21 protein-coding genes are annotated in these 20,089 nt (G+C 46.2%); 13 read left to right on the top strand and 8 right to left on the bottom strand.

Annotation, left to right across the window (positions count from 1 at the left end):
* The first annotated feature begins 101 nt into the window (after positions 1-101).
* Complete coding sequence (msrA, locus tag AK966_RS09310; protein ID WP_099079959.1) at positions 102-734, top strand: peptide-methionine (S)-S-oxide reductase MsrA; 633 nt, start codon at positions 102-104, stop codon at positions 732-734.
* Positions 735-779: 45 nt separating this feature from the next.
* Here the strand turns inward: msrA and AK966_RS09305 are convergent, their stop codons facing one another.
* On the bottom strand, positions 780-980 hold the full coding sequence (locus AK966_RS09305; protein ID WP_099079960.1) for a DUF1107 domain-containing protein: 201 nt from the start codon (positions 978-980) through the stop codon (positions 780-782).
* A 216-nt stretch (positions 981-1,196) separates the two neighbouring features.
* Here AK966_RS09305 and AK966_RS09300 point away from each other — a divergent pair, with 216 nt between their 5' ends.
* The 7 genes from AK966_RS09300 (at position 1,197) to AK966_RS09270 (ending at position 6,780) form a co-directional block, all read left to right on the top strand.
* Positions 1,197-1,748: a YtfJ family protein gene (locus AK966_RS09300; RefSeq protein ID WP_099079961.1), complete on the top strand. Its 552-nt coding sequence runs from the start codon at positions 1,197-1,199 to the stop codon at positions 1,746-1,748.
* Between the two features lie 172 nt (positions 1,749-1,920).
* Positions 1,921-2,220 carry a DUF2607 family protein gene (locus AK966_RS09295; protein WP_099080008.1) on the top strand — a complete coding sequence of 100 codons (300 nt, stop codon included), beginning with the start codon at positions 1,921-1,923 and terminating at the stop codon, positions 2,218-2,220.
* A gap of 93 nt (positions 2,221-2,313) precedes the next feature.
* On the top strand, positions 2,314-2,991 hold the full coding sequence (locus AK966_RS09290) for a DUF2796 domain-containing protein (RefSeq protein WP_099079962.1): 678 nt from the start codon (positions 2,314-2,316) through the stop codon (positions 2,989-2,991).
* 52 nt (positions 2,992-3,043) lie between these two features.
* On the top strand, positions 3,044-3,772 hold the full coding sequence (locus tag AK966_RS09285; protein ID WP_119464020.1) for an ABC transporter ATP-binding protein: 729 nt from the start codon (positions 3,044-3,046) through the stop codon (positions 3,770-3,772).
* Positions 3,769-5,028 (top strand): ABC transporter permease, encoded by a 1,260-nt coding sequence (locus AK966_RS09280; protein WP_099079964.1) that lies wholly within the window; start codon positions 3,769-3,771, stop codon positions 5,026-5,028. Before AK966_RS09285 ends, AK966_RS09280 begins: the two co-directional genes overlap by 4 nt.
* Before the next feature lie 5 nt (positions 5,029-5,033).
* On the top strand, positions 5,034-5,531 hold the full coding sequence (locus AK966_RS09275; protein ID WP_099079965.1) for a DUF3299 domain-containing protein: 498 nt from the start codon (positions 5,034-5,036) through the stop codon (positions 5,529-5,531).
* 343 nt (positions 5,532-5,874) lie between these two features.
* Entirely contained in the window at positions 5,875-6,780 is a 906-nt protein-coding gene (locus AK966_RS09270) for a TIGR03899 family protein (RefSeq protein ID WP_099079966.1), read from the top strand.
* Between the two features lie 90 nt (positions 6,781-6,870).
* On the opposite strand, the gene cysC is transcribed toward AK966_RS09270, so the two are convergent.
* The 5 genes from cysC to cobA all read right to left on the bottom strand — a co-directional run bounded on the left by cysC (position 6,871) and on the right by cobA (position 12,749).
* On the bottom strand, positions 6,871-7,488 hold the full coding sequence (gene cysC, locus AK966_RS09265) for an adenylyl-sulfate kinase (protein ID WP_099079967.1): 618 nt from the start codon (positions 7,486-7,488) through the stop codon (positions 6,871-6,873).
* Between the two features lie 24 nt (positions 7,489-7,512).
* Complete coding sequence (locus AK966_RS09260) at positions 7,513-9,237, bottom strand: SLC13 family permease (RefSeq protein ID WP_119464019.1); 1,725 nt, start codon at positions 9,235-9,237, stop codon at positions 7,513-7,515.
* Between the two features lie 205 nt (positions 9,238-9,442).
* Positions 9,443-10,873: a sulfate adenylyltransferase subunit CysN gene (gene cysN, locus AK966_RS09255; protein WP_119464018.1), complete on the bottom strand. Its 1,431-nt coding sequence runs from the start codon at positions 10,871-10,873 to the stop codon at positions 9,443-9,445.
* Positions 10,874-10,905: 32 nt separating this feature from the next.
* Entirely contained in the window at positions 10,906-11,814 is a 909-nt protein-coding gene (gene cysD / locus AK966_RS09250) for a sulfate adenylyltransferase subunit CysD (protein ID WP_099079970.1), read from the bottom strand.
* Positions 11,815-11,873: 59 nt separating this feature from the next.
* Positions 11,874-12,749, bottom strand: a complete 876-nt coding sequence (cobA, locus tag AK966_RS09245) for a uroporphyrinogen-III C-methyltransferase (protein WP_172438145.1) — start codon at positions 12,747-12,749, stop codon at positions 11,874-11,876.
* A 260-nt stretch (positions 12,750-13,009) separates the two neighbouring features.
* Here cobA and cpdB point away from each other — a divergent pair, with 260 nt between their 5' ends.
* Entirely contained in the window at positions 13,010-14,971 is a 1,962-nt protein-coding gene (gene cpdB / locus AK966_RS09240) for a 2',3'-cyclic-nucleotide 2'-phosphodiesterase (RefSeq protein WP_182852642.1), read from the top strand.
* Between the two features lie 97 nt (positions 14,972-15,068).
* Complete coding sequence (locus AK966_RS09235; protein WP_119464017.1) at positions 15,069-15,644, top strand: Crp/Fnr family transcriptional regulator; 576 nt, start codon at positions 15,069-15,071, stop codon at positions 15,642-15,644.
* Between the two features lie 52 nt (positions 15,645-15,696).
* On the opposite strand, the gene dbpA is transcribed toward AK966_RS09235, so the two are convergent.
* Positions 15,697-17,076 carry an ATP-dependent RNA helicase DbpA gene (gene dbpA / locus AK966_RS09230; RefSeq protein WP_099079973.1) on the bottom strand — a complete coding sequence of 460 codons (1,380 nt, stop codon included), beginning with the start codon at positions 17,074-17,076 and terminating at the stop codon, positions 15,697-15,699.
* A 146-nt stretch (positions 17,077-17,222) separates the two neighbouring features.
* On the opposite strand from dbpA, the gene AK966_RS09225 reads away from it, so the two are divergent.
* Positions 17,223-17,675: a GNAT family N-acetyltransferase gene (locus AK966_RS09225; RefSeq protein ID WP_099079974.1), complete on the top strand. Its 453-nt coding sequence runs from the start codon at positions 17,223-17,225 to the stop codon at positions 17,673-17,675.
* Positions 17,676-18,536 carry a DMT family transporter gene (locus AK966_RS09220; protein ID WP_099079975.1) on the top strand — a complete coding sequence of 287 codons (861 nt, stop codon included), beginning with the start codon at positions 17,676-17,678 and terminating at the stop codon, positions 18,534-18,536.
* Positions 18,537-18,620: 84 nt separating this feature from the next.
* Here the strand turns inward: AK966_RS09220 and AK966_RS09215 are convergent, their stop codons facing one another.
* Positions 18,621-19,217 carry a LysM-like peptidoglycan-binding domain-containing protein gene (locus AK966_RS09215; protein ID WP_099079976.1) on the bottom strand — a complete coding sequence of 199 codons (597 nt, stop codon included), beginning with the start codon at positions 19,215-19,217 and terminating at the stop codon, positions 18,621-18,623.
* A gap of 232 nt (positions 19,218-19,449) precedes the next feature.
* On the opposite strand from AK966_RS09215, the gene AK966_RS09210 reads away from it, so the two are divergent.
* Positions 19,450-20,070 (top strand): FKBP-type peptidyl-prolyl cis-trans isomerase, encoded by a 621-nt coding sequence (locus AK966_RS09210; protein ID WP_099079977.1) that lies wholly within the window; start codon positions 19,450-19,452, stop codon positions 20,068-20,070.
* Positions 20,071-20,089 lie beyond the last annotated feature (19 nt).

Genomic DNA, 20,089 nt, shown 5'->3' with positions numbered 1-20,089 from the left:
TAATATAAATAGGTTTACTGCGATTTGTGTCAGACCAACATAAGTTTCCGACTTAGTTAAAAAATTCGTAACATTAAGACTCGTATTGAAGGACAAATACTATGCTCAACAAACAGACAATGATCAGTATAGAAGATTCACTGCCGGGACGAGAGGTATCGATGCCGATTGAAGATATTCATTTTGTCAATCGTTCCAGCCTCACGGCGAAACCACAGGGTAAACAACAGCAAATTTTATTTGGTATGGGTTGCTTTTGGGGCGCAGAACGCCTGTTTTGGCAACTCGAAGGAGTGATCTCGACATCCGTCGGCTATGCGGGCGGTTATACACCAAATCCAAACTATGAGGAAGTGTGCAGTGGCAAAACAGGGCATACCGAGGTAGTACGAGTGCTCTTTGATGAAAGTATTATTTCACTCGAGCAACTTCTGGCCGCTTTTTGGGAAAAGCATGACCCGACTCAAGGCATGCGCCAAGGCAATGACTTGGGGACTCAATACCGCTCAGCGATTTACACCTACTCTCAGACTCAACAAGACGCCGCTGAAAGATCAAAAACGCGCTATCAACAAGCCTTGCAAGAAGATCAACGCTCTGCAATCACCACCGAGATCCGACCCGCTGGCCCCTATTACTTTGCAGAAACCTACCATCAACAATATTTGGCAAAAAATCCCAATGGTTACTGCGGATTAGGCGGTACCGGCGTATGCTTCCCACCCAATCTCTAGCAAAACCAAAAAGAGCGACCATCGTCGCTCTTTTGCAATTCCTAATTAAGCAGGCAAGGACAATATTGCCTGGTTCACCTCTTTAAATACGGAAAGTTGCTTAGGATCCTTGATGTCCGGTAATAATACTTTACCGTTATCAAAATGGAACTGGCCTACTCCAGCAATTGAAAATTGCCCTTTGAATAACGTCTTAACGAAACGCGCCACTTGACGTGGACGATAAACAACAAACTCACGAAGCATAACCAACCTCAATATCCTTTTGAGAAAAAATACCTATAACTCTTTCCATGGCAACTTTATGCGCGATTTGCGACAGAATTTATTTTACCAAATTTTAGACTTATCGCAACAAACCAATACGGCAAATGTTAAGTAATTGTTAATTGTCGTTCTACATTTTTATTCACTCTAAGTGTATACTTGGCAAATTACATAACCCACATGGAACATAACAACATGAAAACTAAGACTCTCCTCTCTGTTTTTATCGCTCTCACTCCTAGCCTTGCTCTTGCTACTAACCTAAAGCTTGGCGAAACGGTGCCTGCCGCGAAAGTAAACGCTTACGGTGAAATCGTACTGCAAGGTGAAGGCGTCGCTTACCAACCATGGGCGACACAGCACATGCTTGGAAAGGTTCGCGTGATCCAAGCGATTGCAGGACGCACCAGCGCAAAAGAAATGAATGCGCCACTGATGACTGCATTAATCGAGGCGAAATTACCACAAGATAGCTACCAAACAACGACGATCATTAACCAAGATGATTCGATCTGGGGCACGGGGTCATTTGTAAAATCATCAGCGCAAGACAGTAAAAAAGAATTTCCTTGGTCGTCCATGGTATTGGATGAGAGCGGTGTCATTGCAAGCTCGTGGGCACTGAAAGAAGAAAGCTCTGCAATCATCGTACAAGACAAGCAAGGTAAGATTTTATTTATCAAAGAAGGTGCCCTATCACCTAATGAGATCAATCAAGTATTAGGCCTTATCAAACAGAACATCTGATTGACTCAGGCTTCTTGTTCGCGTTGACAAGGAGCCTTATCGACATCGATACCCATGTAGCCTCAGGTACTTGGGTATCGATGTCGATAAATGGCTTAGCGTTAACAAAAGGGGGAACGTTCACTACAAATAAATGTTATATTATAACACTGGTATTATTTCAGGCTCTAAGATGCATCACCTTTGGCAAGCAATCACCTATCAATTGCACCGCACTGTTGTACTATTCAGTGTCACGTTGCTGATCGCTTGGAACTTTGCCACCATCACCCATCAACTCGATCTCACACCTGAGCATCATAGCCATCATCATTGCCAACTATTTTCCGGCGCACAACATGGCTTGGTCAAGCATCAACCTGAGACTTTCGCGCCAACCTACCAGCGCGCCACGCATTCTGACGTCATAGAGAGGCAATTCAGCATTAGTGACGTGCGTTATACCGCACGCGCACCTCCAATCTTTGCTTAAACTTAAGAAGTCCCCTTATTAGAATTAGGGTTGCTAATCGCATAATCTAAACCGCAACCACATAAGAAATTTAAGCAAAATTAGGATAATAAAATGCCATCTAAACACGCTCTAGCTCTTGTTATCTGTCTATCACTAACCGCCACGGTTAACGCAGAAGAGTACCGTCAGCACAAAGCGCACGAGCACGGTCACGTAGAATTCAATATTGCTCAAGACGGTAAAGACCTACTGATCGAAATCACTTCTCCAGGTGCTGACATCGTGGGCTTTGAGCACGCAACAGAAAACGCAGAACAAGAGAAGGCACTTAACAACGCAATTGCTGCTCTCAAAGATACCAACAAACTATTTGCTATCAACCAACAAGCGAAGTGCGTGATTGAAGACGTCTACGTCTCCCATACGCTAGGCCAAGATTCGCACGAAGGTCATGATCACCACGCCCATGAAGGGCACGATCACGATAAGCATGACCATGACAAGCATAAAGATCATGTTCATAATGAACACACACATGATGACCACTCCGATCATAACGGTCATGAACATCACGATCACCAAGGTCACAACCGTGAACACGGCGGACACGGTGAGTTCACAGGGGAATACCGCTACCACTGTGACTCGATAGCAGACCTAAACAGCATTGATACCACTTGGTTCAAGACGTTCCCAACCACGGAATCGATCAATGTGAATCTGTTCACTGATACCACTCAGTCTGCGACTAACCTAAGCAAAGACAACGCGAAGATCTCAATTAAATAACTCACATGACGTGTGAGTGCTTACTAACACGTCGGTGCTTTGGTGATTTACTATGACTGAAACCACATCAAACGTTGTTGAGCTAACGAATGCCCAGTTTGTCTGGCCCGGCTCAGAAAACGCGACCATTTATATCCCACAGTTACACATAGCCCAAGGTGAACATGTTTTCATCAAGGGTCCTAGTGGCTGTGGTAAATCGACGCTACTCGCTCTACTAACGGGGATTAATACCTTAACCTCAGGCTCCCTCTCGGTACTAAGTACCGAATTGGCCAGTCTAAGAGCAAGCCAAAGAGATAAGTTTCGTGCCGATCACATTGGCTATATCTTCCAACAATTCAATTTGTTGCCTTACTTAAATGTGATTGAGAACGTGCTAATTCCATGCCAGTTCAGTAAGATCCGTAGCGATCGTGTCACGCCTAATGCATCAACTTCATCACTGGTCGAGCAAGCGACGACACTGCTAGAACGCCTGCACTTACCTAAAGAACTGCACGATAAGCCAGTATCAGAACTGAGTATCGGACAACAACAACGTGTCGCAGCCGCGAGAGCTTTAATTGGCCAGCCAGAACTGGTCATTGCCGATGAACCGACATCCGCGTTGGATCATGACAATCGCATGGCATTTATTGAGTTGCTTATGGAACAAGCGAACCTTGCTAACGCAACGTTAGTGTTTGTTAGCCATGATCCAACCCTTGAGTCCTTGTTCGACCGAACACTTAATCTCCCTGAAATCAATCTAACCTCAAATCGAGGAGCGGCATCATGAGTACTGTCGTCAAGCTCGCTTGGAAAAGCCTGATGAACCGCAAAGCGACTGCGATCCTCACTATCATGACGGTCGCGATTTCGGTCGTACTCTTATTAGGCGTTGAACGCATTCGAACTCAAGCAAAAGACAGCTTTGCCAACACCATCTCAGGAACCGACTTAATTGTCGGCGGGCGCTCAGGTCAAGTGAACCTGCTGCTGTACTCGATATTCAGAATCGGCAATGCCACGAACAATATTGACTGGAAGAGCTACCAAGAGTTCGCAAACCATCGCGCCGTCGACTGGGCAATTCCCATTTCGTTGGGGGATTCTCATAAAGGCTTTCGCGTGATGGGAACAAACCATCGCTATTTCGAACATTACAAGTATGGAAGTAAGCAACCACTTACCTTCTCACAAGGCAAACCATTCAATGGATTATTTGAAACCGTGCTTGGCTCAGATGTAGCAAAACAGCTCGGTTATAAGCTCGGCAGCGAAATCATTATCGCCCATGGCATCAGTGACGTTGGCTTTAGTCGCCATAATAATTTACCTTTTAAGGTCGTAGGCATTCTTGCCCCAACGGGAACGCCTGTCGATAAAACAGTCCACGTCTCTCTCGAGGCCATCGAAGCCATCCATGTTGGTTGGGAAAGTGGCGCACGTCTCGGGGCGACGCCAAAAGCGGATGAACTACGCGCAAGAGACTTTCAGCCCAAGCAGATCACGGCAATGTTGGTGGGACTAAAGTCACGCATTCAAACTTTTGCCCTACAACGGCAAATCAATACCTATCCAAAAGAACCGCTCAGTGCCATCATGCCCGGCGTTGCTTTGTATGAGTTATGGAGCATGATGTCAATCGCAGAACAAGCATTAATGGCCGTGTCTGGATTTGTCGTCGTGGCAGGATTGCTTGGCATGTTGAGCAGTCTTCTCATCAGTTTGCAAGAACGTCGCCGAGAAATGGCGATTCTCCGCGCCATGGGCGCACGACCAAGGCATGTTTTCTCTCTGTTGATCAGTGAGGCGAGCCTCCTGACAGCAAGCGGAATTGTGACGGGTATCGTAGGGCTTTATGCCATACTTTCCCTACTGAAACCCATCATTCAACAACACTATGGCATACACCTGACGCTAAGCGCCCTCTCATCGTATGAATGGATGTTACTTGGTTTCGTTCAATGCGCGGGGATAGTCATTGGCTTCATCCCTGCATTCCGAGCTTATCGACAATCACTCAGTGATGGAATGACAATAAGGATTTAAAAAAGATGTGGACAAAAATTCTCACCGCTGTTGCGCTGATCTTCTCATTGGCTTCGCCTGTGATAGCCAGTGACGAAGAGCCTCTAACACTAGATTGGATAGATCTCATACCAGAATCGGAGCGCAAGATGTTTGACAGCATCGGCATGCCTTCTTCTGATCACAACGGTGACGCTGCACAGCAATCAAAAATAGGTAATGTAAGACCAGAGTTGAATGGCAGTCAGGTGAAAATCCCTGGTTTTGTTATCCCACTAGAGGGGGATGCAAATACCGTAACTGAATTTCTGTTGGTGCCGTACTTTGGCGCGTGTATCCATGTACCACCGCCGCCGCCAAACCAAATCATTTATGTAAAATTTCCTAAAGGCGCACCCGTGCAAGAACTGTGGGATGTGATTTACGTGGTTGGCGAATTAAAAACAGAAACCATAAGTCATGAACTGGCACAAACGGCCTACGTCATCGAAGGCACAGGCATCGAAGCCTACGATGATATGTAGTGAGCGGAACAAAAGTGCGTTTTTCAGTCAGTATATAATGTGCACCAAGGCGTCATTTTGACGCCTTTTTCATGCCAGAAAGTTACGTGATATAGCGGGATAGGTACGCTAAAACCCCGACATACAGAATCAAAATAAGCGCGATCGACAGGTGCTTTTTCAGTTTGCTTGTCTCTGAATATTTCATCGCCCCTCCAAAATAGTGATAACAATCTTAACAATTTGTTATCATTTTGAATAGTCCTTTTTTGTATCAAAATCTGAGCATCACTCTCTGGTCGACCATCGTATTAAGGTGTAAATTTAGGCAAGCGAGAACCGCAAGCCCTTGGTAGGAAAATAAATGGCAGAACCAGCAAAGCAACCTATTGTCATCGAACACAAACCCAATTGTCAGAAAAAACGTCACCATGACAAAAAGACTGGCTACATCAAAGACAGCGCGAGCCGTGTTCAAACCATTGCGCAGACTTATGGGCTCGACGCACTGCTACAAAGCGAACCGCCTGCAAAAACCGCACTAGAACGTGCACAACTGCGTGAGCAGCGCCGCCAAGAGCAAAGACAGAAAAACCTAGAACAGATCCTTAAGTTAGCGCACAGCTCATGCCGAGATGAAACCGCCGGAGAGCCAGACCAAGATTGGTTATACCGCTTTTTCGATATGGCGCAGAACATCCACAACAGTTCAATGCAAAAACTATGGGCGCAAGTGCTGAAGCGAGAGGTCATCAACCCAGGAGCCACTTCAATGAAGGCACTAAAAGCATTGAAAGACATGTCACCCAAGGAAGCTCAAACGCTGCAAAGAGCCGCCTCTTTAGCGTGCAGTTTTGGTGGTGACAGCAGCCAAAAGCTGCTCATTGGCTACAAAGCGCATGGCGGAATATTTAGCTTTGGTAAACGCGATACCACTAGCAACCTCAATATGGGCAGCTTCCAGCTTCCTTATTCGAGTTTACTGGTGTTGATTGAGCTGGGACTTCTGCACAGCACAGAATTAGAATCAGGAGAGATTGGTATCGAAGTACCTTTGATGCTCACCTACCAAGGTAAGAGTTTGTCACTGCAAGTGAACACGAAAGGTGTCCGTCTTCTGTATTACCGCTTTACGCCAACAGGCAATGAGTTGTGTAAGCTGCTTGGCAATAAACCTAACAATCAATACTACGACCAGATGTTGACCCTTTTAAATCAGAAATTTAGCGTTCACAGCGAAGCGAAAACCACGGTGAATCACACCGTTTAGTTCAGAAAAAAGAGCTTTTTATCACTGATGATCCAAAAGCTCTTTAAACAGCTTAGTGACTTTTTGGCCACCCATGATCCAAATGCTTTTTTATCGGATCACACCACGTTGTGTTAGATCAGCCAAACACAATTCCACTAGCGCTTCGACACTCTTGTCGCCTGCGGGCAAATCGATCTCTGGGTTAGCTGGTGCTTGATATTCAGAATCAATACCAGTGAAATTCGATATTTCACCGGCGCGCGCTTTTTTGTATAACCCTTTCGGATCACGCCCTTCGCACACTTCTAGAGACGCATTGACGAACACTTCAATAAACTCGCCATCAGGCAGTAAATCACGTACTAACTGACGCTCAACACGGTGTGGGGAAATAAATGCAGACAGCACAATCAAGCCTGCATCCGCCATTAGCTTAGCCAATTCACCAATACGGCGAATGTTCTCTCGACGATCTTGCTCAGAAAAACCTAAATCACTACACAAACCATGCCGAACGTTGTCGCCATCTAACAAATAAGTGTGGTACCCCAGCTCAGATAAGCGGTTTTCTAACGCCCCTGCAATGGTGGACTTTCCTGCTCCGGACAGCCCTGTGAACCATAACACCGCTGGTTTTTGCTGCTTTAACTCCGCACGACGCTGTTTATCAACCGAGTGCTGATGCCAAACAATGTTTCCATCTTTTACCGCTGTTTCAGCAGCCATAACGTATCCTTGTAAATTTACAGATTAAAACGGAAAGAAGACCGGGATCAGTGTCAGTACCAACACGGAATACACGATGGATATCGGCACACCAATTCGCACATAATCGGTCAATTTGTAATTCCCTACGCTGTAGACCAACAGGTTCGTTTGATACCCGTAAGGAGAAATAAAACTTGCGCTGGCGCCGAACAACACCGCCATAATAAATGGCATGGGATCAACACCATACCCTACAGCCATACTATAGCCGATAGGAAAAGACAGCGCCGCCGCCGCATTATTCGTCACCAACTCTGTCAGCACTAAGGTCATAATATAAGTCGCCACCAGTGCCCCTAACACACCCCAGCCATTAAAGGCTTCAATAAACATATCACCCATTCTCACCGACAAACCGGACGAGAGCATTAGCTGTGCAATCGACAGCGCTGAGCCAACTATCACCACGATATCGATGGGGAAACGACGACGAAGCTCAGAAAGTTGTACAACACCGAATGCAAGCAAAGCGATGAGATAAGCGGCTAAGCCCTTAATCAGCGGAATGACATCAAGGAGTGCACAACCGATGACTGACGCAAAGCCGAGTAACACCAGTGAAGATTTATTGGCATCCAAACGGGCACTGGAGTCCAGATCATTTATCACAACAAATTCTTTACGATGCGCTCGGCGTTCACTTTCAAAACGCTTACCGGGCACTAAAATTAAGGTATCGCCTGCCGCTAACGTAATGTTACCTAACCCACCTTCAAGGCGCTCATGACCACGACGAATCGCCACCACCACCGCATCAAAGCGGTCACGAAATCGGCTTTCTTTGAGCGTCTTACGACAAAAGGTCGCCGACGAACTCACAACGACTTCTATAAAATGCTGCCCGTTAAGATGCTGATGACCAAATAACGTCAGGCCAGAAATTTCTTGCAGTGTGGCCACACTTTCAACATCCCCACAAAACAGCAAGCGATCTTTCGCTTTTAACACAAAATCAGGTCCAACCGAGGGGACGCTGACCTCATCTCGGATCACTTCCGCTAGAAACAACTTTCTTAGCGCACGTAAATTATTTTCGCTGATGGTACGCCCGACTAGAGGTGACCCAGGCTCCACACGAGATTCTAAAAAGTATGGCAAATCCTCTTGGTTCTGATCATCATAGTTAGGCAATAAATAGCTCAATGGAATTAAGATGAGCAGCCCGCCCACCAGCACTGCCAAACCAATCATGGTCGGGGTAAAAAAGCTCAAACTCGGTAAGCCCACATCTTCCACAAAGCTGTTGATGATTAAGTTGGTCGAGGTTCCTATCAGCGTTAACGTACCACCAAAGATAGCAGCGTAAGATAGCGGGATCAGTAACTTAGATGGAGCATGTTGCTGGTTGCGCTTAATCGCACCAATCAAAGAGATTACGACGGCAGTGTTATTGGTAAAAGAGGACAATAACGCGGTTGAAAAGCCTAACTTAGCAATGACCTGACCGAGGCTCCCCTTCGAGATACTGCGACTAACCCAACTAATAAGTAACGTTTTCTCCAATGCACAAGATGCCAAGATCAACAAGACTAAAGTCAGTAGAGAAGAATTAGTGAAGTTGGCAGCAATGGTGTTAAGTTCAATCATACCGGCCATAAAGGCGACAAAAGCGGCACCAGCGAAGACATGGCTCGGTTTGATTTTACTTACGAGCAGACAAGTAATAATGCCCAGCAAAATCGCCAATACCAATCCTTGTTCCCACATAGCCTTTCCTTACTAACAAACCCGAACCGGACAAAAAGAATCACTCTTACAACGCGTGATATACAACGTGAAAAACGAGCTACAAAAACAAAACCATAAAAGAAAAATGCCAAAATGCTCGATTTCTTTGACCTCCTGAGCATTCTGGATTTGGGGAAAAATCAGCCTGACTGGTGCTGCAATTCAGCCAGGCTCAATGAACCGATTACTTCTTCAGTAGCTGGCTCAGATCCTTGGCCTCCCAGTGTGGAAAATGCTTACGAACCAGAGCATTAAGCTCAATTTCGAACGCTGAAACATCAGCAAGGCCACGTTCAACTTCAGCCAAGCTTTCTTTCACCATCCCCGCACCAACGGTTACGTTCGTCAGACGATCAATGATGATGAAACCACCCGTGTCCGCGCACGCTTGGTAATTATCGAGAGCGACAGACTCGTTCAGCGACCACTCACATAAACCAATGCCATTCAGTGGCAGTTCTGGCGTACCATAAGTCGATAAATTATTGATGTCATATTGGTGATGAATAGACTCTACATGCCCCACCGTCTTCTTACCTGCAATCTTGATGTCATAGTCTCGCCCTGGTTGCAGGGGTTGCTCCGTCATCCATACGACATCCGCCAACAGGTGATTGGTTGATTCTACTTGCGCATTCTCAAGCACAATCAAGTCACCACGGCTGACGTCGATTTCATCACTCAGTGTTAGCGTCACTGCCAATCCCGCTTGGGCTTGCTGTACATCGCCATCAAACGTCACAATACGTGCAACCGTAGACGTTTTGCCCGATGGCAGTACTTTAATCGCATCGCCGGCTTCCACCGAGCCTGAAGCAATCGTGCCAGCAAAACCGCGAAAATCCAGATTCGGGCGATTCACGTATTGCACTGGGAAGCGAAAATCCCCTGCATCTCTTGATTGATCAATATCCACTTCTTCAAGCAGCTCTAATAGCGACGGGCCTTCAAACCAACTTAAGTTTGGTCCTTTGTCGACCACGTTGTCGCCCTCTAAAGCTGAAATTGGAATGATCTGAATATCAGTCTCACCAATTAGGTTCTCAGAAAACTTCAGGTACTCATCACGAATTTCTTCAAAACGCGATTGTGAGTAATCCACCAGATCCATCTTGTTTATCGCCACAATAAAGTGCTTCAAACCGAGTAAATTGGAAATGAATGAATGACGACGGGTTTGATCCAACACCCCTTTACGCGCGTCAATAAGGATCACCGCAAGGTCACAAGTCGAAGCGCCCGTTGCCATGTTACGGGTGTACTGCTCATGCCCTGGGGTATCGGCAATAATGAACTTACGCTTCTGGGTAGAGAAGTAACGGTACGCCACATCGATGGTAATACCCTGCTCGCGCTCGGCTTGGAGACCATCCACTAGCAATGCCAAATCTGGTTTTTCACCCGTGGTGCCCACTCGCTGGCTATCCAAGTGAACGGCAGCAAGCTGATCTTCATAAATTTGTTTGGAATCATGGAGCAAACGGCCAATTAAGGTGCTTTTACCGTCATCAACCGAGCCACAAGTCAGGAATCTAAGCAGGGACTTGTACTGATGTTGTGTTAAATAGCCTTCGATACCAAGCTCGGCTAATTGAGCTTCAACTGTACTGTTCATTATCTTTCCTTAGATCAAAGGGTCTATTCACCCTAAAAGTAACCTTGACGTTTCTTAAGCTCCATCGATCCTGACTGATCGTGGTCAATCGCTCGGCCTTGACGCTCACTTGAAGTGGCGACTAGCATTTCTTCTATAATGCCCGTTAGCGTATTCGCCTCGGATTCGATCGCACCGGTTAATGGGTAACAACCAAGCGTACGGAAACGCACGCTTTTCTCTTCAATCACTTCGCCTGGTTCTAGCTTCATACGATCATCATCAACCATGATCAACATGCCATCGCGCTCAACCACAGGACGCTTGTCAGCAAGGTAGAGAGGCACAATTTCGATGTTCTCTAGATAGATGTATTGCCAGATATCCAGCTCTGTCCAGTTTGAAAGCGGAAATACACGAATGCTTTCCCCTTTATTGACTTGGCCATTGTACGTCTTCCAAAGCTCAGGACGTTGATTCTTTGGGTCCCAGGTGTGGTTCTTATCGCGGAATGAGTACACTCGCTCTTTGGCACGTGATTTTTCCTCGTCACGACGCGCACCACCAAACGCTGCATCAAAGCCGTACTTGTTCAGAGCCTGCTTTAATCCCTGCGTTTTCATAATATCAGTGTGCTTTGAAGAACCATGTACGAACGGGCTACACCCCATAGCAAGACCTTCTGGGTTCTTATGAACCAAAAGCTCAAAACCATATTTCTCTGCCGTACGATCACGAAATTCGATCATCTCACGGAATTTCCAGTCGGTATCGACGTGCAGTAAAGGGAACGGAATTTTGCCAGGATAAAAAGCCTTGCGCGCAAGATGCAGCATGACTGAAGAGTCTTTACCAATCGAATACATCATGACTGGGTTATCAAACTCAGCAGCAACTTCACGGATAATATGAATACTTTCCGCTTCGAGCTGCTGTAGGTGAGTTAAACGTTGTTGATCCATATTTTGAATTTCCTTGTTAAGCTAACCGGCTCATTAGGTTACGAATTTTGTGGCTCTGGCTATCGGCCATTCGCAACGGCGGTTTTGTTGCAATCAGTATTAGGCAAAAACCAGTCTAATTTTTGAGATAAGCGCACCACCTCACCGACAACAATCAAAGAGGGCGCCTGAGCTTGCTTCGACAGCTCGGACAACTGCGACAATACTCCTGAGAACACTTTTTGCTGAACTTGAGTACCACGCTCGATGATCGCAATAGGTGTAGAGGCCGCTCTGCCGTGTTTTATAAGTTGATCTTGAATATGGTGAGACTTCATCAAGCCCATATAGATCACTAACGTTTGATTACCTCGAGCGAGTGTCGACCAGTCCATATCGTCACTGTCTTCTTTTAAATGCCCTGTAACAAACAGCGCGGATTGCGCATAATCACGGTGAGTCAAAGGGATGCCTGCATAAGCTGTCGCCCCTGCGGCAGCCGTAATGCCGGGGACGACCTGAAAACGCACACCGGCATCAGCCAAAACTTCCAGCTCTTCGCCACCACGACCAAAAACAAAGGGATCACCGCCCTTTATGCGCACCACTTTGTGGCCTTGCTTGGCAAAATCCACCAGCAGCTGATTGGTCTTCTCTTGCGGCACGCTGTGATAACTCGCTCTTTTCCCTACGCACACCAAAATGGTATCGCTTGGGATAAGCGCCATGATCTCTTCAGAGACAAGGTAGTCATAAAGCACGACATCCGCTTGCTGCAGACAGTTTAGGGCTTTTAACGTCAGCAATTCAGGATCGCCAGGCCCGGCCCCGACTAAAGCGACTTCGCCTGATTGAAGTGATTGTTTAGCAAAACGCGGAACCTCGACGGCTTTATTATTCGCCACCAGCCGAGGCTTATTTAAGGGGAACGTCGTTACTGACTCGTTGACTGCCATGTGCTCACTCATCATCCATTGATATCGTATATCTGACATTATGGCGGCGTACGTATATTGCCGGAAATTCTAAAATTTCATTTTTTATTCAAAAAACTGCTAAGCGATTTTTGTTTAGTCTCATTTAAAACGATGAAAAGCCAACAACTCCACCATTAAACCAACCGCAATCACAGTTTTCTGCATGCCAAGCGTAGGGTTGCATCAATATTTGCTAAATTAGTCAACGCACGTTCTCTCTATTAAACTTGGAGCATCTAATGAAGATAGCAGTTAATCCCGTTTCCGTCGCAGTTTTGACTGGCATGTTAACGCTGGCTAGCTCTGCCATGGCAGACACTATCAAGCTGCGAATTATCGAAACAACCGACATTCACACCAATGTGATGGATTACGATTACTATAAAGATCAACCATCACAGAAAATCGGTTTAAGTCGCGCTGCAACGCTGGTTAAACAAGCCCGTTCAGAAGCAGAAAACAGCGTCCTCGTGGATAATGGTGACTTAATTCAAGGCAGTCCGATGGGGGATTACATGGCAGCGAAAGGGATTAACGCTGGCGAAGTCCACCCCGTTTACAAAGCGATGAACCAGTTAGATTACGATGTAGGTAACATTGGTAACCACGAGTTTAACTACGGGTTAGATTTTCTGAAAAAAACCATCGACGGGGCGAACTTCCCATATATCAGTGCGAACGTATTCGATAAAAAAACGGGTGAACACTACTTCAAACCTTATTTGATCAAAACGCACACCTTCAAAGACACTGAGGGTCAAAGCCACGAAATCAAAGTCGGTTACATTGGCTTCGTGCCACCTCAAATTATGGTGTGGGATAAGAAAAATCTAGAAGGCAAAGTCGTCGCCAAAGACATCAAAGAAACCGCGGAGAAGCTCGTTCCTCAAATGAAAAAAGAGGGTGCGGATGTGATTGTGGCGATCCCACACTCTGGCGTTTCAACTGACCCATATAAACTAGACGCAGAAAACTCGGTTTACTACTTAACGGAAGTAGAAGGCATCGATGCGATTGCGTTTGGTCACTCTCACGCCGTATTCCCAGGCAAAGGATTTAAAAATCTTCAAGGCGTCGATAACGAAAAAGGCAGCATCAATGGCGTAACAGCCGTCATGCCAGGCCGCTGGGGCAGTCACGTTGGTGTCATGGACTTACTACTTAAAGAGCAAGACGGTAAGTGGCAAGTAGTAGAAGGCCAAGCAGAAGCTCGCCCTATTTTCGACAACGCGAACAAGAAATCTCTCGCAGAAGCGGATAACGGCATCGTTAACGCACTAAAAGAAGACCATAAAGGCACGCGTGAGTTCGTTAACCAGCCAATTGGTAAAGCGAATGATGTGATGTACAGCTTCCTCGCATTGGTACAAGATGATCCAACCATTCAGATCGTAAACCTAGCACAGAAAGACTACGTGGAGCGCTTTATTCAAGGCGATCCTGATCTCGCTGACATTCCGGTATTGAGTGCAGCTGCGCCGTTTAAAGTGGGCGGCCGTAAAGATGACCCAACGGGCTTCACAGAAGTTGAAGCTGGTCAGCTAACCTTCCGTAACGCCGCTGACCTTTATCTGTACCCGAATACACTCGTGGCAATGAAGGTCAAAGGTAAAGAAGTTAAAGAATGGCTAGAGTGCAGTGCTGGCCAATTCAAGCACATCGATGTGAACAGTCATGAACCTCAGTCTTTGATTGATTGGGATAACTTCCGCACTTATAACTTCGATGTGATTGATGGTGTGAGCTACCAAATCGATATCACTCAACCACCTAAGTACGACGCAGGCTGTAAAGTCATCAACCCGAACTCACAACGTATCGTGAACCTAACGTTCAATGGCAAGCCTGTCGATCCGAAGCAAGATTTCATTATTGCGACGAACAACTACCGTGCGTACAGCAACACCTTCCCTGGTACAGGCCCTGACTTCATCGCGTTCGATTCTCCCGATGAGAACCGATCTGTGATTGCCGCTTACATCTCTCGCGTAAGTGAAGAAAAAGGCGAAGTCACACCAAGTGCTGATAACAACTGGTCGTTCGCTCCGATTAAGTCAAATACCAAGCTAGACATCCGCTTTGAAACATCACCAAGTGATAAAGCAGCACAGTTCATCAAAGCGAATGGACAATACCCGATGAAGCGTGTCGCAACCGATGAGATTGGTTTTGCGATCTACCAAATCGACTTAAACAAATAGCCTCAACCAGACTCAAAATATTAAGCGGCTTCTATAAGCCGCTTTTTTGTCACCAGAAAAAGCCGTTAGAATAGAGAAAATTCTTTGGGAGTATCACATGCACCACGCGCTTTTTTCTGACTTAATCAATCATGGTTTTCTGGAACAAGAAGCCAATCAGCTTATCGAGCACGGCCAGCAGCTTGAACTGCCTACACGACACATTTTGAATCATCAAGGCGAGTGCAGTTCACACATCTACTTTGTGTTGGAAGGCTTATGCCACGCCAGTTACCTGACCGATAAAGGCAAAGAGTTCAGCAAAGAGTTTTACTGGGAAAAAGATTGGATGATTGGCTTTGAAGGCATTATAAAAAATCAGCCTGCCCCGTATTTATTAGAAACGCTGACGCCTTGTGATCTATTTTGCTTACCCATTGAAATAGTGCACCAATGGCGCAAAGAGAAGCATCCGATTTATTTGAAGTTGCTTGAAACACAACTGATGCATAAAGAAAACAAAGAGCGCTTTATGTTGCTCTACTCACCGGAAGAACGCTACCAATTATTTTGCGCCCATTACCCTGATTTAGAACAACGCATTACAGACAGTCAAATTGCAGCTTATTTAGGAATAACCGCCATCAGTTTAAGTCGTATAAAAACGCGCTTAAAGAAAGACATGAATGACTAAAACGCAAAAGGCGCTTCATTCGAAGCGCCTTCCTAATTCAGAGGGTATCTTATTACTTCAGAATACGAGCTCGGAATTGACGACCTTTCATCTTACCGTTACTAATGATCTGTAGCGCTTTCTTCGCCACTGACTTTTCGACCGCCACGTAAGAGCGCATCGCCATTAATTGGATCTTACCCACTTGTGCACCAGTAATGCCGCCTTTGCCGGTCAAACAACCTAAAATATCACCCGCACGAACTTTTTGCTTCTTACCACCATCGATATTGATCGTCACCATTTTTGCTTGATAAGGCTGTTGGTTTGATTTCGCTGGCAGCGTTGCTGGAACCACATCCATATCCAAGTACTCTTCGATACGGGCAACGCGTAAACCGTCTTTTTCACCAAAGAAGCTGAATGCCAAGCCGTTACTGCCAGCACGACCGGTACGGCCAATACGGTGTACATGCACTTCAGGGTCTCGAGACAGTTCAAAGTTAAACACCGCATCTAGGTTGTCCACATCCAAACCGCGAGCAGCAACGTCAGTAGCCACTAGAATAGAAACACTCTTGTTCGCAAACTGAACCAACGCTTGGTCACGCTCACGCTGTTCTAGATCACCATGAAGGTCAATGACACTGAAACCTTTGTGGTGTAGTTCATCTGCCACATTCTGTACTTCTTTCTTGGTGTTACAGAACACCACCGCCGACTCTGGCTGATGAGTCAAAAGTAGATTGGCCAATGCTTCATCACGCGCTTCTGAGCCTTCTACCTTATAAAAGTACTGTGCGATGCTCGACGTATCATGAGTTGCTTCGACTTTAATCATCTCTGGTGATTGCATAATACGCTGAGCAATCTGTTCAATTTTCTCTGGGAAGGTGGCGCTGAAAAGCAGCGTTTGACGTTGCTTCGGCGCAGCCTCAATGATCGCATCCAGCGCGTCTTGAAAGCCCATGTCCAACATGCGGTCAGCTTCATCCAATACCAACGTATTCAGCTCTTCAAGATTAATTCGGCCCTTTTCAAGGTGATCGAGAATACGACCAGGTGTTCCCACCAGAATATGAGCACCATGCTCTAGTGAGCCAATCTGAGGCCCCATCGGCATCCCACCACACAAAGTCAGCACTTTGATATTATGAATACCACGACCTAACGTACGGATCTCTTTCGCCACCTGATCAGCCAACTCACGCGTTGGGCACAACACCAAAGATTGCACCCGGAAGCGCTTTACGTTGAGGTTGGATAACACACCGAGGCCAAACGCTGCCGTTTTACCCGAGCCAGTTTTACCCTGACCAATCACATCACGCTGATTCAAAATCGCTGGCAAGCTGAGCGCTTGAATTGGCGTCATATGGGTATAGTTCAATGAATCAAGCGTTTCTAGTAGCGCTGGATTTAGCCCTACTTGGTCAAAAGTTTGTTTGCTCACAGGGTAGTATCCTCAGGTGGGATGAAAAAGAGGGCACATTATCGCCAGATTTGTCACGAAGACCAGTTAAAATTAACCATAGTTAATGAGTAATTGCAGAAAACGACGTAAAGTCAGCGGCATACTCTCATTAATGGATATTGGAAATGATCAACTGGACTGCCCAACCTTTCTCTCAACTGACAACCATACAACTGTATGAGATGCTGCGCCTGCGCGTTGATGTCTTTGTGGTGGAGCAAACCTGTCCTTATCCTGAACTGGACGGCAAAGATACACTAGAAGGCGTTTTTCACCTATTGGGCTATAAAGGCAAGGAGCTGGTTGCTTGTGCGCGCTTACTGCCTGCGGGTACAACATATGACAATGTGAGTATCGGTCGTGTGGTAACCAAACAAAGCGCTCGAGGTAGTGGTCTTGGACATGAACTTCTTGAGCAAGCCCTACAATATTGCCAACAGCTATGGTCAGGTCAGACGATCGATATTGGCGCGCAAGAACATCTGATGGCTTTCTATGCGAGTCATGGCTTTAAGGTCATTTCCGAAAGCTACCTGGAAGATGGTATCCCTCATGTGGATATGCGCCGAGTAAGCTAAATGTCACCACACCTGCTAGCGTTACTCCTACTGGTTATCGGTAACTTGGCGGCATCACTCTCCGATGTCGCCGTCAAACTGATTGAGGGCGGCATCAGCCCTTTCCAATATATGTTTGTGCGCCAGTTGGCTTCACTGCTGATCATCTTGCCTTTTTACCTCAAACAAAAACCGAATAAGCGCAGCCTAAAACAAGCACCTATCACCTTGTTGCGAGCCCACCTTATATTGATTGGTAGCGGCTGTATGATGGTTGCAGTCACTCACCTCCCTCTCGCTACCGCTAACGCCATCTTTTACGCAGCACCCATTTTAATGTTGCCACTGTCAATATTGTTCCTAAAAGAGCACCCACCACTGAGTAAGATCTTGCTCACTTGCTTTGGCTTCCTCGGAGTCTTAGTGGTGCTCAGACCGGATCATTTTCATTGGGCTGCGTTGTTTGCACTCGGCACAGCAATCACACTGGCGATGTTCAATATATTGGTAAGAAAGCTGCCCAGTGAACAATCGGTCGTCACCACACTTTGGTGGACAACACTGTTCTCGTTGCCTATCTCCACAATATTAGCTAGGTTTTACTGGCAACCTATGACTTGGCACGAACTGGCGTTCGTGATCGCGAGTGCCGTGTGCATCTTAAGTTATAATGGCTTAGCTGTTTTGGCGTATCAGAAAGCTCCGGCTGGAGACATTGCCTTAGCGGAATATTCAGGCTTAGTGTTTGTAACACTATTCGGGATATGGTGGTTTGATGAGATTCCGGATTGGCTGACGGCAATAGGGATCCTAGTGATCGTACTGCCTCTCTTACCATGGAATAAGAGAAAACAGCGCGTCAATCAACAGACACAAGATTGAACATATTGAGCAGCCATACACAAGCAACTGGCGGATACAAACAAGGCGCGAATCAAAGGCCTCTAGAATAGTTACTAGTGAATGTTATTTGTTACGACCGAATGTCCCATCAGATAAACGGAAAAACATCACCGAATCGCCACTTTTCTCCAGCTGAAGCATATCTAATTTTCCATCATTAGCGAGCTTAAAGCGCACCAACTGACCTTGCTTGATTCGACTCAGAGGTTTGTCACTGCCTTCTATTTTGACCAAGGCGTTTAAGTCTGCCATCGGCAGTTGGTTGCTGCGGAATACTTGAGCTAACGTATCACCGTTCTTTACCGTGTACTCTTTCCATTGCTCAGACTTCTTTGGTTCTGAGTTTTGCACTGAACGCTGCTCACTCAAGCTTTGTGCATTCAGCTGGATTGCGACACGTTGAGTGTCAACCGGAGATTCCACCACTGCTTGCTTATCCTTAGGAGCAGGGATGAGCAAAAGCAAAAAGACCACTGGTAGCAGCACCATTAATGCACGTTGGTGTAACTTAGGAAGGTGTTGCCAAAATTGGGCAATCGGCTGAATGATTTGCTGCCACTTGGCCTTGCTGACCGGCTGCTTCCAATCGATAGCAGCGAGCTTTTGTTTCATCAATTCGACGTAGTCGACTTGCTGCTTTTTCTTTCTGCGACGATTCATGGTAATGAGTCCCTTAATACTTCTGACACCAGTATAAAAATACCAGCGCGGAGAGTATATGTTTTTCACCAAAGTAAAATGCGTTTTGGCTGAAATTGGCAAAGATTTCACTTGGAGTAAGAGATAAGTCACACCCTTGATGCCCTAATAAGACATTCCACTACAATCGTTTAAACCTACGCGTGAAACTGATATCCTGTTGCTTTCCTCACTCGAAATAAGAGCGACATTCATGTCTGAAATTAAATTTGAAACTGCTGAACAAAAAGCAAGCTACGGCATTGGTCTGCAAATGGGTCAGCAACTTGCAGGTTCTGGTCTAGAAGGCCTTAACGTTGATGCTATCGCAGCGGGTATTGCAACAGCACTAACTGGCGACATGCCAGCGATCGAAATTGACGAAATCAACAACGCACTGCAAGAGCTACACACTCGCGCAGAAGCCGTTCGTCAAGAAGCAGCAAAAGCAGCAGCAGCTGAAGGCGAAGCGTTCCTAAAAGATAACGCTCTACGTCCTGAAGTAAACGTACTTGAATCTGGTCTTCAGTACGAAATCATCACTGAAGGTAACGGTGAAATCCCAACTTCTGATAAACAAGTTCGCGTTCACTACCACGGTGAACTCACTGACGGCACGGTATTCGACAGTTCTGTATCTCGCGGTCAACCAGCTGAATTCCCTGTAACTGGCGTAATCAAAGGCTGGGTAGAAGCACTTCAGCTAATGCCTGTGGGTTCTAAGTGGAAACTGTACATCCCACAAGATCTTGCATATGGTGAGCGTGGCGCCGGTGCTGCTATCCCTCCATTCGCAGCACTAGTATTCGAAGTAGAACTACTAGACATCCTATAATCGATACTGATTAGTGATA

The organism is Vibrio sp. PID23_8 (assembly GCF_003584965.1).
Taxonomy (GTDB): Bacteria; Pseudomonadota; Gammaproteobacteria; order Enterobacterales; family Vibrionaceae; genus Vibrio.
The sequence above is the reverse complement of the archived record's forward strand: the minus strand, read 5'-3'. Positions and strand labels throughout refer to the sequence as shown.